The 15,169-nt window shown below is 64.8% G+C and carries 18 protein-coding genes and 1 pseudogene; 5 read left to right on the top strand and 14 right to left on the bottom strand.

Annotated elements, in window-relative coordinates:
- Nucleotides 1-11 precede the first annotated feature (11 nt).
- A complete protein-coding gene (locus C449_RS08005) occupies nt 12-1,583 on the top strand; it encodes a succinic semialdehyde dehydrogenase (RefSeq protein WP_006077481.1) in 1,572 nt (523 codons plus the stop codon).
- 84 nt (nt 1,584-1,667) lie between these two features.
- Entirely contained in the window at nt 1,668-3,200 is a 1,533-nt protein-coding gene (locus tag C449_RS08000; protein WP_006077480.1) for an aldehyde dehydrogenase family protein, read from the top strand.
- A 61-nt stretch (nt 3,201-3,261) separates the two neighbouring features.
- On the opposite strand, the gene C449_RS07995 is transcribed toward C449_RS08000, so the two are convergent.
- The 6 genes from C449_RS07995 to C449_RS07970 form a co-directional block, all read right to left on the bottom strand.
- Complete coding sequence (locus tag C449_RS07995) at nt 3,262-3,591, bottom strand: hypothetical protein (RefSeq protein WP_006077479.1); 330 nt, start codon at nt 3,589-3,591, stop codon at nt 3,262-3,264.
- Between the two features lies 1 nt (nt 3,592).
- Entirely contained in the window at nt 3,593-5,050 is a 1,458-nt protein-coding gene (locus C449_RS07990) for a sodium-dependent transporter (RefSeq protein ID WP_006077478.1), read from the bottom strand.
- A 311-nt stretch (nt 5,051-5,361) separates the two neighbouring features.
- Nucleotides 5,362-6,171 carry a carbon-nitrogen family hydrolase gene (locus C449_RS07985; protein WP_006077477.1) on the bottom strand — a complete coding sequence of 270 codons (810 nt, stop codon included), beginning with the start codon at nt 6,169-6,171 and terminating at the stop codon, nt 5,362-5,364.
- Nucleotides 6,171-6,602, bottom strand: a complete 432-nt coding sequence (locus C449_RS07980; RefSeq protein WP_006077476.1) for an SRPBCC family protein — start codon at nt 6,600-6,602, stop codon at nt 6,171-6,173. Before C449_RS07980 ends, C449_RS07985 begins: the two co-directional genes overlap by 1 nt.
- A 94-nt stretch (nt 6,603-6,696) precedes the next feature.
- The gene (locus C449_RS07975) at nt 6,697-6,921 is read right to left on the bottom strand and encodes a DUF7123 family protein (RefSeq protein ID WP_006077475.1); all 225 of its coding nucleotides are present in this window, start codon (nt 6,919-6,921) and stop codon (nt 6,697-6,699) included.
- A gap of 69 nt (nt 6,922-6,990) precedes the next feature.
- Nucleotides 6,991-7,182, bottom strand: a complete 192-nt coding sequence (locus C449_RS07970) for a DUF7525 family protein (protein ID WP_006077474.1) — start codon at nt 7,180-7,182, stop codon at nt 6,991-6,993.
- 196 nt (nt 7,183-7,378) lie between these two features.
- Between C449_RS07970 and C449_RS07965 the strand changes: the two genes are divergently transcribed.
- Nucleotides 7,379-8,314, top strand: a complete 936-nt coding sequence (locus tag C449_RS07965; protein WP_006077473.1) for an LEA type 2 family protein — start codon at nt 7,379-7,381, stop codon at nt 8,312-8,314.
- 90 nt (nt 8,315-8,404) lie between these two features.
- A complete protein-coding gene (locus C449_RS07960) occupies nt 8,405-9,163 on the top strand; it encodes a lamin tail domain-containing protein (protein WP_049913968.1) in 759 nt (252 codons plus the stop codon).
- Between the two features lie 46 nt (nt 9,164-9,209).
- Here the strand turns inward: C449_RS07960 and C449_RS07955 are convergent, their stop codons facing one another.
- Together C449_RS07955 and C449_RS07950 are read right to left on the bottom strand one after the other, a co-directional pair.
- Complete coding sequence (locus tag C449_RS07955; RefSeq protein ID WP_006077470.1) at nt 9,210-10,244, bottom strand: phosphate signaling complex PhoU family protein; 1,035 nt, start codon at nt 10,242-10,244, stop codon at nt 9,210-9,212.
- Between the two features lie 86 nt (nt 10,245-10,330).
- Nucleotides 10,331-11,491: an ATP-NAD kinase family protein gene (locus tag C449_RS07950; RefSeq protein ID WP_006077469.1), complete on the bottom strand. Its 1,161-nt coding sequence runs from the start codon at nt 11,489-11,491 to the stop codon at nt 10,331-10,333.
- A gap of 110 nt (nt 11,492-11,601) precedes the next feature.
- Between C449_RS07950 and C449_RS18825 the strand changes: the two genes are divergently transcribed.
- Nucleotides 11,602-11,727 (top strand): hypothetical protein, encoded by a 126-nt coding sequence (locus C449_RS18825; protein WP_275039166.1) that lies wholly within the window; start codon nt 11,602-11,604, stop codon nt 11,725-11,727.
- 9 nt (nt 11,728-11,736) lie between these two features.
- Here the strand turns inward: C449_RS18825 and C449_RS07945 are convergent, their stop codons facing one another.
- From C449_RS07945 to C449_RS07920, 6 genes and pseudogenes are all read right to left on the bottom strand, one after another.
- The gene (locus C449_RS07945) at nt 11,737-12,459 is read right to left on the bottom strand and encodes a competence/damage-inducible protein A (protein ID WP_006077468.1); all 723 of its coding nucleotides are present in this window, start codon (nt 12,457-12,459) and stop codon (nt 11,737-11,739) included.
- Nucleotides 12,460-12,629: 170 nt separating this feature from the next.
- Nucleotides 12,630-13,034, bottom strand: a complete 405-nt coding sequence (locus C449_RS07940) for a helix-turn-helix domain-containing protein (protein ID WP_006077467.1) — start codon at nt 13,032-13,034, stop codon at nt 12,630-12,632.
- 100 nt (nt 13,035-13,134) lie between these two features.
- The gene (locus C449_RS07935; RefSeq protein ID WP_006077466.1) at nt 13,135-13,845 is read right to left on the bottom strand and encodes a DUF2270 domain-containing protein; all 711 of its coding nucleotides are present in this window, start codon (nt 13,843-13,845) and stop codon (nt 13,135-13,137) included.
- 90 nt (nt 13,846-13,935) lie between these two features.
- Entirely contained in the window at nt 13,936-14,403 is a 468-nt protein-coding gene (locus C449_RS07930) for a DUF6691 family protein (protein WP_006077465.1), read from the bottom strand.
- Entirely contained in the window at nt 14,400-14,912 is a 513-nt protein-coding gene (locus tag C449_RS07925) for a YeeE/YedE family protein (RefSeq protein WP_006077464.1), read from the bottom strand. The genes C449_RS07930 and C449_RS07925 overlap by 4 nt, the downstream gene beginning before the upstream one ends.
- 3 nt (nt 14,913-14,915) lie before the next feature.
- A pseudogene (locus C449_RS07920) lies at nt 14,916-15,169 on the bottom strand (MBL fold metallo-hydrolase); the annotation flags it as partial.

Genomic DNA, 15,169 nt, shown 5'->3' with positions numbered 1-15,169 from the left:
GTTCGGTGGATATGACCGAATCGATCCGAACGCAGCCGACGGGATCGGGCGAGTTCGACGAACTGCTCGAAGGCCTGGCGAGCGACACGACCGAACGTGAGGCGATCACCGTCGAAGCGCCCTACACCGGCGAGACGCTCGGCTCGGTCCCGGCCCACACCGAGTCCGACGTGATCGAGGTGACCGAGCGCGCCGCCGATGCCCAGGGATCGTGGGCTGCCCGCTCGTTTGAGGAGCGTGCAGCAGTGGTGAAGCAGTATCACGACCTCGTGCTCGACCGTCAGGACGAACTGCTCGACCTCGTCCAGCGCGAGAGCGGCAAGAGCCGGCGGGCGGCCTACGAGGAGCTCCTCGATGTCGCCATCACGAGCCGGTACTACGCCTACCACGGCGAGGATCACCTCGCCTCCCGCCGGCGGACGGGCGCGCTGCCGCTGCTAACGAAGACCGTCGAGCACCACCATCCCGTCGGCGTCGTCGGGATCATCGCGCCGTGGAACTACCCCCTGACGCTCGCGGTCTCGGACGCGATCCCCGCGCTGCTCGCGGGAAACTCGGTCGTCCTGAAACCGGCCGAGGAGACACCCTTCACCGCGCTGCTCGCGGTCTCGCTCCTTCGTGAGGCCGGCCTGCCAGAGGACGTACTCCAAGTGATCACCGGGTACGGCTCCACGATCGGCCCGCCGCTCATCGAGAGATCGGATTTCCTGATGTTCACCGGCAGCACCGAGACGGGCAAGACCGTCGCCGAGCAGGCCGGCGCGAACCTCACGAAGTGCTCGATGGAGCTCGGCGGGAAGAACCCCCTCCTGGTGTTCGACGACGCCGACCTCGGGAGAACTGTCGAGGGCGCGATCCGCGGATCGTTCACCAACGCCGGACAGCTCTGCATCTCGCTCGAACGGTTCTACGTGCAATCGGGCGTCCGCGACGAGTTCGAGCGACGGTTCGTCGCGGCCGTCGAGGATCTCGATCTCGGCACGAGTCTCGATTACGAACCCGACGTCGGATCGCTGGCGTCGGCCGACCAGCTGGAGAAGGTGAAATCTCACGTCGCGGACACGCGCGAGAAGGGCGCGACCGTGCTCACCGGCGGCGAGGCCCGGCCGGACGTCGGACCGTACTTCTACGAGCCGACGGTGCTCGCCGACGTGACGCCCGACATGACGGTGGCCGACGAGGAAACCTTCGGCCCGGTGGTGTCACTCTACGAGTTCGAGAGTACGAAAGAGGCGATCGAGCGGGCGAACGACTCCGATCGGGGGCTGAATGCGAGCGTCTGGACGGAGGACAGCGAACGCGGCCACGCCGTCGCCGAGCGGATCGAGTGTGGCACGGTCAACATCAACGAGGCGTACGTCGCAGCGTGGGGATCGATCGACGCGCCGATGGGCGGGATGAAGGAGTCGGGGCTCGGCCGGCGACACGGCCGCGAGGGCATCCTGAAGTACACCGAGCCTCAGACGGTAGCCGAACAGCGCGTGGCCCCGCTCGCCGCGCCGCCCGGCGTCCCCGAGTGGCTGTACACCAAGGGGATGACGGCCGCGCTGCGCGCGATGAAGCGGATTCCCGGCCGCCGGTGAGGCAGTAGATCACCGCCACCCGCCGGTTCCGGTGTGAACAGCGCGACGTTTTTGTACCCGGCCCGCGCAATTCTTGCCCAGAGCATGAGCCAGCAACTCAGCGAGCCGTCGAAACATTACGTCGACGGCGAATGGACCGATGGAGAGGGGACGGAGACGTTCGAGAGCACCAACCCGGCGACGGGCGAGACGCTCGGCGAGTTCCACCGCGGGACTGACGTCGACGTCGACCGCGCGCTCGCCGCCGCCGACGAGGCCTTCGAGGAGTGGAGCGCGCTATCGTACATCGACCGCGCGGAGTACCTCTGGGACATCTACCACGAACTCCGGGATCGCCACGAGGAGCTGGGTGAGGTCGTCACGAAGGAGTGCGGCAAGGAGATCTCGGAGGGGAAAGCCGACGTGACCGAGGCGTGGCACATGGTCGAGTGGGCTGCCGGCAACGCCCGCCACCCTCACGGCGACGTCGTTCCCTCCGAAATCCCCGGCAAGGACGCGTACATGCGACGGAAACCCCGAGGCGTGGTAGGCTGTATCTCGCCGTGGAACTTCCCGGTCGCGATCCCGTTCTGGCACATGGCGGTCACGCTGGTCGAGGGCAACACCGTCGTCTGGAAGCCCGCCGAACAGACCCCGTGGTGTGGGCAGGTCATCGCCGAGATGTTCGAGGACGCCGGCATTCCGGACGGCGTGTTCAACATGGTCCAGGGCTACGGTGACGCCGGTGAGGCCATCGTCGACGACGACCGCACCGACACCGTCCTGTTCACCGGCTCGGCCGAGGTCGGCCAGGAGATCGCCGGCGAGGTCGGCGGCCAGCCTGGCAAGCTCGCGGCGTGTGAGATGGGCGGCAAGAACGGGATTATCGTCAGCAGCGAGGCCGACATGGACACCGCCGTGCACTCGGCCGTCATGTCGAGCTTCAAGACCACCGGCCAGCGGTGTGTCTCCTCGGAGCGACTCCTCGTCCACGAGGACCGCTACGACGAGTTCAAGGAGCGCTTCGTCGACGTCGCCGAGGACGTTGCGGTCGGCGACCCCCTGGAGGAAGACACCTTCATGGGGCCGCTGATCGAGCCCGATCACGAGGAGAAAGTCACGGGTTACAACGACCTCGCGCGTGATGAGGACGTGAACGTGCTCGTCGACAGGGCCGATCTCGACGACGATGAGATTCCCGACGGCCACGAGGACGGCAACTGGATCGGACCGTTCGTCTACGAGGCCGATCCCGAGGACGACCTCCGTGTGACCCACGAGGAGGTCTTCGGCCCGCACGTCGCTCTCCTGAAGTACTCCGGGGACATCGAGGACGCCGTCGAACTCCACAACGACACGGAGTACGGGCTCGCGGGTGCGATCATCTCCGAGGACTACCGCGAGATCAACTACTTCCGCGACAACGCCGAAATCGGGCTCGCCTATGGCAATCTCCCCTGCATCGGCGCGGAAGTCCACCTCCCGTTCGGCGGCGTGAAGAAGTCGGGCAACGGCTACCCCAGCGCCCGCGAGGTCATCGAGGCCGTCACCGAGCGCACCGCCTGGACGCTCAACAATTCGGAGGGCATCCAGATGGCCCAGGGCCTCTCCGCCGATATCACGACCGACGAGGACTGAGCGGCGGATCGGCGAAAACACTCGTTTCGCGGCGGAGAGAGACGGAGTCCACTGACATCACCTACTCTGACCGATCGAGCTTTTGGAGATCCTCAACAGCTGCGTTCGACCACTCGTAGAACGGCTCCTCGATATCGTGGAGTGTCTCGACGCACTCGTTGTACCGTCGACGAGCCTCGGGCTCGTACGCGTCGTCAGGGTGAGCCTCGATCCACTCACGGAGCTCCCCGAGCGCTTGCGGCGAGTAGGTATCGATCTTTCCCTGTTCGGTGAGTAGTTCGAGTTTCCGACCCTCGTCCCGAAGCGTGCGGACCAACGCCCACACGGCCGGTACCCACAGGACCACGATCGAACCGATCATGACGACCCAAGCGGCCGTACTGAGCGCCATTTCAGTCACCTCCGGAGGCCACGTTGGTGGTCTCCCGCTGTCGCACCACGCGCATGACGAGCACTGCCCCAACAAGCAGGACCGTCATGAGGACGACCCCACCCACCGTCTGCATCGTCGAACCCGCAATGTTCGTCAGGAGGTAGTAGACCATGATGAACACCATCACAAGCGGGATGACGTACTTGATTACTGGGTTCCACCACGAACCGATGTAGACGTCCGCGTTGCGATTGAGTTCGATAACGCGGAGCCGTTCGGGGCCGATCTTCCATCCGACCGTGCCGATAATGAGCAGCGTTGCCAGCGGCAGCCCCCAGTTCCCGAACATGAAGTCCATCGTACCGAGAAACGCTGGGGAGTAGGCGCTCGGAATCCCGAGCAGCCAGACGACCGTGCAGACGACGAGAACAGTCTGGGACCGATCCAGCCGTGTTTCCTCGATGATCGTCGACACGCCGATCTCGGTGATGACGATGCCCGTCGACAGAGCAGCGAAGAAAAAGCCGACGAAAAAGACGATCGCCCAAATCGGGCCGCCAGCCATCTGGGGGAACACGCTGACCAGCGAGACGAACGTCAGTTCGGCACCGGCGGTAGGCTCGAGCCCGAACGCAAAGACCACAGGGAATACAGCGAAAATCGACAGGAGCCCGATGCTGGTGTTGCCGATCGCAGTGAATATCCCCGCACCTAGCGGGATGTCGTCGTTCTGGCGGAGGTAGCTCCCGAAGGTGAGCGCGATCCCCCACCCCAGCCCGGTCGAGAACAGCGCCTGCCCGAGTGCAGCGATCCACGTCTGGCCGCGAACGAGATAGTTCCAATCCGGGGTGAGCGCGAAGGCGAGTCCGGCAGTCGCTCCCGGCAGCGTCAGCCCACGTACGGCGACCACGATCAGCGTCACGACCAACAGCGGGATCATCCACTTCACGACGCGTTCGATCCCACGCTTGATCCCGAAGAGGAGGACACCGCCCACCAGTACGGTCGCGATCGTATGGGTGCCGATCGTGAGCAACGGTGAGGCAGTGAACTCGTTCCAGAAGGCCACGGACTCGAAACCGGGCTGGGAGAACGTGAGCAGGAACGAATGTGCCACGTAGTAGAGGACCTGTCCAACGACAGGAAGATAGTACGAGGTGAGAGCAATCGTGACAACGACGACGACGAGGCCGAACCCTTCCGACCAGCCGCGTCCGTACGTTTTCTTGAACGCTCCGATGACGCCCTGTTTGGTGTACGAGCCAAGCGCTGTCTCGGCCATCAGTCCCGGTATTGCGATCACGAAGAGAAGGATGATATAGGCCAGGAGAAATGCCCCACCGCCGTTCTGACCGGTCGTGTACGGCATTCGCCAGATGTTGCCTGACCCCACCATCCCCCCGAGCATCGCCATCAGGAATCCGAACCGAGTCCCCCACTCTTCGCGGGCCGTCCTCGCTTCGTTCTCGCTTGCCATGTGGTACCGAATTGTCCATCCAGACTGAGGTGGATAAAAGCACCGGCCACGATAGTTCGTTGACCGTCGTCGTCTACAACGTCGGACGGGCTGTCAAACAGTAAACGCCGTCGCCCTCTGCAGGTTCAAGAGCGCCAGGCACACCGACAAAACGGTGTCGCCAGTGCTTACAGACGGTGAGACGATCGAACGAAACGGGGTGGGGGGGTGCGGTGGTGGCGGGCGCGTTGTTGCCGGCTGCGACGAGAAAAGCGTCACGTACCGGCACTTAGAGGAAGGTGCGTGCGCCGCATAAACCTCTCGTTTCCCGCCTATCGCCGTCGATCGCGCCACGCCGGGAACTCCTCGCGGACCGTCTCGACTCGGTCGGAGTCGATGTCGGCGGTGACGATGGCTGGCGCGTCGTCGGTCTCGGCCAGCACGTCGCCCCACGGATCGTACACCGACGAACGTCCGCAAAGCGCCGTATCGCCAAAGACGCCGGAGCCGTTGCAGGTCCCCACGAATATCTGATTCTCGATCGCCCGCGCTCGCGGGAGAAGCTGCCAGTGCTCGACTCTGGGGTACGGCCACGCGCTCGGGATTAGAACCAGGGTCGCGCCCGCCCCGGCGAGATCGCGGTAGAGTTCGGGGAAGCGGAGGTCGTAACACGTCGTCATCCCGACGGTGAATCCACCGATCTCGGCCACCCCAAGCGACTCGCCAGGCACGAGCAGGTCTGCCTCGGCCGACTCGTACCCGAACAGGTGGTGTTTCCGGTAGATCGCCTGACGCTCGCCCGATCGATCGACCAGAACTGAGGCGTTCGCGAGACCGCTTTCGGCAGGCGTCGTGATCCCGTCGTCAGAACTCTCGGCGAGGTCTTCGACGATGCTCCCTGCAAGCACAGCCACGTCGTGCTCGCTCGCGGCGTTGGCGATCGTGGTGAGCGTCGGCCCGGCGAGCGATTCTGCACACTGCTCGTACTCGTCGAACGCGAAGTATCCGATGGTGAAGATCTCGGGGAGACAGACGAGGTCCGCACCCGCCGCGGCCGCGTCCTCGATCGCGGCCAGCGCTCGCTCCGTGTTGCCCGTAACGTCGCCGGCCTCGATTCGGAGCTGGGCGAGCGCGAGTTCCATCAGGCTTCGAGTTCGGCCTCGTTCCGGATCGCCGTTTCGAGGTTGTCGAGCTCGCCATCGAGGTTGCGCTTGAAGAAGCGCTCGACGCCCGGTACTTTCCCCTCGACGGTAAAACGATTCCTGAGTCGCGTGCCGCCGCCGTCGAGCGGTTCGAGATCGTGCTCACCGACGACGCGCATCACGCGCGAGCGGCCCACGAACTCGACGTGCTCGGGGGGTTCGCGAACGGTGTCCTCGGTCTCGACCGCGATCGTCTGGCTGACGAACGGGATCGGGAGCGAGATGTGCCACGTCGCGTGGGTATCGTCGTGGACGTCGAACGATTCGACGACGCTGATCGGGCGCGCGCGCTTCGCCGGGTCGGCGATGAACTCCCAGACGCGCTCGGGCGAAGCTTCGAGTTCGAAAGTACGTTCGACCCGGACAGTCATATCCGATGAACGGCTCGGTCGGGTAAAAGTCCGCCGACCCGAGAAAGCACGGCCGCGATCGATCGGCTGGCGATCGGTCGACGAATCCGAACAGTCAGCCCGGCGAAACACGCCACGTCGTCGACTTGGCGCGACCCCACTTCTCGATCTCGATGTCGTCGGTGCGCTCGGCCAGCCGCGGAAGGCGAACGCCGACCTGCTTCGAACTCAGACCGAGCTGCTCGGCGATGTTTTTCGATCGGAAGTACCGCTCGCCACGAGCGACGCTGTCGTGGAGGTACGCGAGAATACGGCGGTCTTCCTCGGTGAAATCGCTCATTGCATATACTACGGCCGTGACGTCCTTAACCCTTTGTGGCGAATCGAGCCGGTCCTGTCCCCGTCGTCCTCACCCGGTGAGATGAATCCCAACCACCAGGATCGCACCGGCGAGCACCGCAGCCGCAAAGCCCCACGCGGCGACGACCTGACTGTGTGCGAGCGCGGCAGCAAACGCTACGAGCGCACCAGCGAGTCCGAGCAGCCCGAACAACACCGCAAATCCCACGCCACGGTCGCTTCCGACGGTTTCGGTAGCCATGCCATCGCTATCGGCGGTGGGGACTTATATTGTCGGAAAGAACTAACCGCGGGCTCGTCCGTGAACGCTCGATCGCTGTCCCGTGATTCGTTCGTCTGCAACGGGGTGAAGACGTCTTTCCGACAGTATCGTTCCATGTCGCGAGGGTTATGCCGCCGCCGACCCGATTCCATTTAATGAGGCGATCGCTACTCGGATGAGCCTCCGTGGCCTGTTTCGAACGCTCGTGATCGCCGTCGTCGTTCTCGGACTGATCGTCGGTGGGGCGGTGGTGTTCGGCGTGATCGATCGACCGTCGATCGTCGACTCCGAGAGCCGGTTCTCCGGGGTGAACGCGAGTACGACGGTCGTCGATACCGACGTCGTCGTCGCCAATCCGAACCCGGTCGGCGTCCGCCTCAGCAACGCCACGGTCGGCCACACCATCACGATGAACGACATCGAAATGGGGGCCGGGAAGAAAAACGGGTTCGAGCTGAGCGACGGCAACACGACGATCGGTCTCACGACCGCCATCGACAACCAGCAGATTCCCGCGTGGTGGGCGAGTCACGTCGCGAACGGCGAACGGTCACAGGTCGTCGCAACTGCGCGCGTGCGCTCGTCGCTACTCGGCCGTACGGCCAGCGTCAGCGAGACCGAAACCGTCGAAACGGACATCACGGACACGTTCAATTCGAGCGAATCGCGGCCGGTGAACGCGGACCTCCCGCTCGTCGACGATCCGGTGCTAGTCGTCAATCGGACGAGCGCAACGTGGGGCGAGGTAACCACTGAGACGACGCCGTTGTCCACCGAGATGGTCGTCTCGAACCCGACGTCGATCCCGTACGCGATCAGTCGGATCGACTACGAATTCACGATGAACGACGTGACCGTCGGCAACGGTACGACTGCTCGTGGGTACACCGTCCCCCCTGACGGCCAAGAGACGATCCGAGGGGACGTGACGATCGACAACAGCAACCTCGACGAGTGGTGGGTGTCACATATCGAACGAGAGCAGCGTACCGAGCTCCAGATCGATTTCACTGCCGTGGTCGAACTCCCCAACGGCGAGACGATCCGAATCCCGCTGGACGAACTCGGGTACACTACCCAGATCGAGACCGACGTGCTCGCCGACGGCTGATCGACCGGAGCGGCCGTCCCCTGGGAAGTGACTTCGCTTCGGTGTCCGGTACTAGCAAGGTAATTGTGTCCTCAGTTACGAGACGTAGCTATGCAACGGCGGTCCGCGATCGTCGTGGCCCTCGCGATCTGTGCGGTGTTCGCGGGCTGTTCGCAGTTGGCCGCACCCGTCGACAAGGCGACACCAACCACGACGACGGAGGCGACGGCCCCCATCAGCGCAACCGCTACCGACACACCGCAGTCGACCGAAGCGACCGCAACCGCGTCGGCCACGACGGCCGCAACGCCGACGCGAACCACCACGACGACACCCACTCCGACCACGACGGCGACAGCAACCGCAACTACGACAGCAACGCCGACTACAACCGCGACACCGACTGCAACAGCAACGCCGACGCCGACACCCACACCGACGCCGGAACGCCCGCCGACGGCGACTCCGACACCATCCACGACGGCCACGTCGACCGCCTCAGCCTCGCTATCGACGACAGTCTCGCGATCGCCGACACCGCAGTCAGCACAGCCGACCATCGCACGCCTCAACGCCGAGAACGAGACGGTCGTGCTCCGCAACGCCGGCAACCAATCGCTCGATCTCGATGGGTACGTGGTAGACTTCGACGACGGCCAGCAGCACACGTTCTCACGCCTCGTTCTCGACGGTGGTGAAACAGTGACCCTCCACACTGGACGGGGCAATAACGCCGGTTCCGAGCGCTACGCGGGCTTCTTCTATCCCGTCATCAACGACGCCAGCGACACGGTGCTCGTCGAGACGCCCGGAGGACGGATCGTCGACGCCCGGCAAGTGTCGGCAGAAACGACGACATCGAGTCGGTGAGGATCACGCTGGAGTTCTGAACTGTGCGTGCGACCGAACCCCGTTGCTACAGGATCGTGGTGTGTTCGGACTCTTCGTTGAGCGCGAGGTTCGTCGCGATCTCGGCGTTCCGGACGGCGTACTCAGCCGTCTTGGCGAGGCTGACGAGTACCTCGCGCACCCGCAGCAGGCTCTCGTTGTTCATCTCGGGGAGGTCGTCCAAGATCTCGCTCTCGCGGTCGTTGATCTCGGCGAACAGCCGCCGGACCTCGATCGTGCGCTCGAAATCGCGTTCGACGGCCGCCTGGACCGCGAGCGCGGAGATCTCGTCGACCTGGTCGGTGAACTCACGAATGCGGCGCATCGTCGCGTCATCGACATCGAGGGTGTGGCCCGGCGTTTCCATCGCGATGTCGGCGATGTCCTCGGCGTTGTCCGCAGTGAGTTCGAGGTTCTTCGCGATGGCGCGATACCCAACTAGGGGAAAGCCGTCGTCGAGCCCCACGGCGCGTGCGAGGTTGGGGTTCTGATAGGCAGTGAAGATCAGCCGGAGGAGGAGGACGAAGATCTTGTTGGCCTGCCGCTCACGATTCAGGGCGCGCTGGGCGAAGTCGGGGTTGCCGAGCGCAAGCGCCTTCACCGCCTCCTCGCGCATCGTCGAGCCCGTGGATTCGAGCCGTTCGAGCAGGTTGTCGAGCGTGAAGTCTTCGGGGTCGACAGAACACCGGATCGCGATACGCTCGGGCGTTTCCTCGATCACGCCGAGTCCCATCAGCTGGGTTTCGGCGTTGTAGACCGCGTTGATGTGTTCGGAGTCGAGGGTCCCCTCCGCGATTTCGACGTGGATCACCCGCCGACCGAGGACGTACTGGGCGACGATCGCGCGCTCGACCGCAGCCGCGTCGAGGTTCTCGGCGTGAATCGTCGCCTTCGATTCCTCGGTCTGAGCCGACTCCGACAGCACCGTCAGCGTCCCCTTGCCGCTCGTCCGAAGCGACACCTCGTCGCCCTTCTCCACGTCGTGTGCCGACGCCCACTCGGCCGGTAGCGTCATCGCCAGCGTCGAGGGGCCCAACCGCTGGACTTTCCGCGTCTCAACCATGTCGGGAGTCGACGCGCCCACACACCTTAATCTTCTCCCTATGCCACTAAACGAGGAGAGCAACCTACTAGTTCCTTGGCTGAGCGCTAAACGACCTTCATCAACCGCCGCTCGACTCGTCCGATCCTGACTTTCCGCCATCCCCGGAGTTCGTCGTCGAGCTCCGTATCCCCGGTGTCGACCCGTAACACGCCGATGTCGTCGAGCTTGCGGCGCGAGGCGACGATCTCGATTTCTGACTGTCGGAGCACGGCGGGCGAGAGCTGCTGGTTGCCCCGGCCGAAGACGAACCCCTGGCCACCGATCGGCGAGACGACTACGACTACGCGATCGCCGAGTACGTCGAGGATCTCGTCGGCGCTCGCGTCGCGGGCGAGCACCTCGCCAGTCGGCCACTCGCCGTCTTCGGGATCGGGGGCCGCACGCCAGACATCGACGCCGAGCGGCGTTCCCTCGAACCCGAGTTCGCGCTCGATCGCCCCCACAGTACTGCCAGGCCCGAGCACGTACGTGGTGCCGGGCTCGACTTCGCTCGCGACCCCCGCCGCGAGCGTTGCGACGGTGCCGCCGCCGAGCTGTTTGCTCGACTGTACCTCCTCGGCGACCGGCACTCTGGCGAGCGCCCGGAGTTCGGTGTGGACCTCGCCCTCGCGGTAGGCGTCCTCGTCAATGTCGTTCACTTCGCGGGATTCGGTGTCGTCGAACGTCGCCGCGATCCGCCCCGCCGCGCGTGGCGAGACTGCGAACACGGATGAATAAATCTTGACGCCGGCCGGCACCCCGAGAATCGGAATTTCGCTGTCGTACTCTTCGAGCGTCTCGGCGACATCGACCGCGGTACCGTCGCCGCCGACGAACAGGACGAGGTCGACCCCCTCGTCTCGCGGCTCCGCCGCTCGACTGTTCCGTTCCGCCGCCAGCGGAACGCGCTCGACGAACTGTCGGACAGCCTCGCGGGTGTCGGCAGCGCTCGTCTCTCCGGGAGGGTCGGTCACGACTTCGGACTCGAAATCGACGTCGCGGGCGATCGACGCACCCATCTCGCCGCCGGCAACGAGGAGTTCGATCGTCTCGTCCGTGTCCGCAGCGTGAGTCGCGAGTGATTCGAGCGCGTCGCGGGCCCGACCGGGTGCACGCGGCTCCGCACCGCGTTCCCGCGCCTCCTCGACCTTGCCGTCGGTTCCCTTCAGCCCGACGCGACCACCCATCCCGGCGATGGGGTTCACCACGAAGCCGACCCGTCGCATACCCCCGCTACCGCCGGCGGCGAGAAAAACGGTCCGGCTCGAACGGCGATGGGCTCCGGAAACGCCGGCTCGGATGGAACGCTTAAATCCCGGGCGCGCAAGCGTCCGACATGAACGAGATCGGCGTCCTCCTTCAGGAAGGTGTGCAGACGGGTGTCATCAACGGGGCCGGCTACGCGGTCACGATTGCGGGAATCGCCATCGTCGCGGTCTGGTGGGCGTATCTCTATCGCTGAGCCCGGCGGTTAGTTTGGGCCGGATTCGCTCGGTTCGTCGGCCGACTCCACCACATCGACACGGTCGCGGAGCCACGCGGCCGCCGTCGTCGCCTCTTCGGGGTCGACGCTCTGGACCTTGAGCCGGACGTGTTCGCCGGGATAGCTCCCGACCGTGACGTCGAAGCGCTCGCGGACCGCTGCGATCCGATCGAGCAGCGCGCTTTCGGGCTCGGCAGCGCGGATCCACTCGACGTGTGCAATCGTGCCAGTGAACTCCTCCGCGACTGTCTCGAACATCGCGTGCATCTCTGCGGGCACCCCTGGAAAGACGTACACCGACTCGACCACACAGCCCGGCGCGACCCCGGCCTCGTTGTGGAGCACTCGTGCGCCCGTGGGCAGGTCGGCGGTGCCCGCGGCGAGGTCCGCTCGTTCGTAGCCGCCGTGTTCGGCGAGCCACTCGATCGCCTCGTCGCTCTCCTCGAGCTCGCGATCGAACGCCCGCGCGACGGCATCCATCGTCAGGTCGTCGTGGGTCGGCCCGAGCCCACCCGTGACGAGCACCGCGTCGTAGCGGTCGTGGAGTTCCGAGATGACTTCGGCGATCGTCTCGATCCGATCGGGCACCACGACGCACCGCTCGACGGTCGCGCCGCGCTCTGTGAGTCGATTGCCGAGCCACGCGGCGTTGGTGTTCACGGTGTCGCCCGCGAGGAGTTCGTCGCCGACCGAAACCAGGCCAACGCGCATGGCCGGCGTTGGGTGGCAGGTGATAAAAGTCCGCAGGTACCGGGTGCGCCCGGAACGTCGCGTGTGCATCTGGAACGTCACGACCACTCTTCGGAACGAACCCGATAGCCGTTCGGCAGTCGATTTTCAACGGAGTGTCCGTGTCCGTCACCGGACACGAACCGATCGATTCACCCCTCGACGGCCGCCGTGGGCTGATCGGACGGCTCGTACTTCGTCCGGAACTCCCCGATGAGCTGCCCCATCTTCGCGTACCAGTCGTTCAACATGCGTTGCATCTCGTCGGCGACGACGTCGGGATCGGTCGGCCGGAAGACGTGGTAGTAGCCGCCCTGTTCGTAGTTGACCTGCTCCTTCTGGACGAACCCCGCCTGGAGCAGTCGCTGGAGCGAGCGATACACCGTCGAGCGTTCCCGGTCGACTTCCTCGGCGATCTCGTCGACGGTCAGGGCGTCGTCGTGATCGACGACGACCGTGAAGCAGTCGCGGTCGAGATCAGTCAGACCGTGGAAACATTCGAGGAGCCCCTCACAGTCCATGTCCGCACGGAGGTACTCCGCCATCGAGTCAGGCATTGGTTACGCTCCGTAGGGCTGGCGCGAACAAAGACGTTGTGCATGCTCCGCACGACTGCACACGGCTACCACGAACGAACCGCGTCGGCGAGGAACTGGTTCACTGATCGGCGTCGCCCCAGACGTCGACATCCGTGATGCGGAGTTCGCCGTTCGCCTTCCACGTGCGTGGGCGGCAGGCGATCACCGTCGCCACGGCAAAGAACGCGACGACAACAGCGGACATGACGATTCCAGGGATAGCACCAATCGCGGCACTCGTGGGCCACTCAGTCACCTGAATGAACGCGGTGATCCGGACTACCCACGCGGCGAGCAGGACAGTCATGAGTGGAAGATACACCCGACGCAGGCGGTGGGCAAGCGCCTCCTCGAAGCTGATTTTGATCTTCGGCTGGCGGTAGTCCTCGCTCAGCTCGCGTCGCCAGTAGGGGTCGCTGACGTCCTTGGAGGCATCGAGCGCGTTCGCGAAGACGTTCTCCTGCATCAGTCGGACGCGTGACCGCCAGAGATCGTAGCCACGGTATCGACGGGCCTCGATCACCAGGAAGACCGTGAGCATCGCCAGTCCGATCAACACGATATAGTGAGGATTGTTGCCCGTGAACGCCCACGTCAGGATCGCTGCCATGATCGTGATGGCCCAGTTGGTCGTGCGGTCCAAGCGCTCGCGCCAGAACTTCATCCGGTGGACCTCACCGCGATAGAGGTGAGCCATCGACGAGCCGGGCCCCATCCCTTCCTCGAACATCCCGCGACCGATGTGGCGCTCGGCCTCACCGGTCGGGTCGAAGGGTGTGTCGTCGCTCACGAGTCCCCCTCTATCCACGATAGCTGTTCACGGTCGGTATCGTGCTCGTGTTCGGTGTTTCGCATCATCTGGGAGTCGAATCGGGTGCGCTCAGTCGCTCGGTGTGGCCGTTCTATCGGTTTCCTGTCGATACGCGCGCCAGTAGCCCTGAGCGTACGCACCGAGGAACATCCCGGCAATCCCGAGTAGGATCGGGTAGTTCCCGATGCCGAGGCTGGCGTACGCCGAGCCCGGACAGAGGCCCGAAATCCCCCAGCCGACGCCGAAGACCGCTCCACCGAGGAGCACGCTGCGATCGAAGGATCGCTCGCGTTTGCCGTAGCGATCGCCGGTGAGCGGTGCATGGTCGAGGTGGCGCGTCGCAAGCGTGATGACGGTTCCAGTGACGGCTGCCGCCCCGCCCATCACGAAGAGGAGGCCGAGGTCCTGCAACTGGAGGAAATCGAGGACGACCTCGGGTCTCGCCATTCCGCTGTAGGCGAGGCCGAACCCGAACAGCGATCCGCCAACGGCGATCAGCGGCACGAACAGCGGGTTTCGGGCATCGCTCGCGCTCATGGCGTCACTCCGAGCGCCTGCATCGAGAGCGCGGTCCCGATCGCGACTGCCATGAACGTCGCGACGTTTGCGAACGAGGTCCGTGACAGCGACGCCAGCCCGTGGATCCCGTGGCCGGAGGTACAGCCCTTCCCGATCCGTGTCCCGATACCGACGAGGACGCCACCACCGAGCAGTCGCCACGGCCGGACGTCGGTCGTCCAGCCACCCTGTCCGAGGAGGAGGGCGTAGACGGCCGCGCCGGCGACCATGCTCAGCGTGAAGACGAGTCGCCAGTCGCGCGTGGCGAGATATTTCGCCCGGTTGAATCGGGGGATCTCCGAGACGTACGACAGCGTCGACTCGAAGAACGTGCTCGCGCCCGGCGTGATCGCCGTCCCGAGGTAGATGATCGAAACCCCGAGCCCGATGAGTACGCCGCCGATGGCGTACTGGCTGATTCCACGCGGGAACAGCCCCGTGAACGACGCCTGCCCGATGATCGTCAGAGCGTCGAACTGTCCGAGCATCGATCAGTCGCTCGTCAGCGCGTCCTGGCTCGCCGCACAGTTGTTCGGACCCAGTTCGAGCCCGAACGCCTCCTCGTCGCTCGGCTCACGTTCACCGAGGTTGGTCGCGACGATTGCCTCGTAGTTGCTCGGTCGTGGCGGCATATCCGACTGAACGAGATCGACGAACGCCGCACGGTCCATTCCGAGAACGTCCATCCGGGACTCGAGATCACCGAGGCGAGCCGTGTACGTGCCCTGTCTCTTATACACATCTC

The organism is Halococcus saccharolyticus DSM 5350 (genome assembly GCF_000336915.1).
Lineage (GTDB): Archaea > Halobacteriota > Halobacteria > Halobacteriales > Halococcaceae > Halococcus > Halococcus saccharolyticus.
The sequence above is the reverse complement of the archived record's forward strand: the minus strand, read 5'-3'. Positions and strand labels throughout refer to the sequence as shown.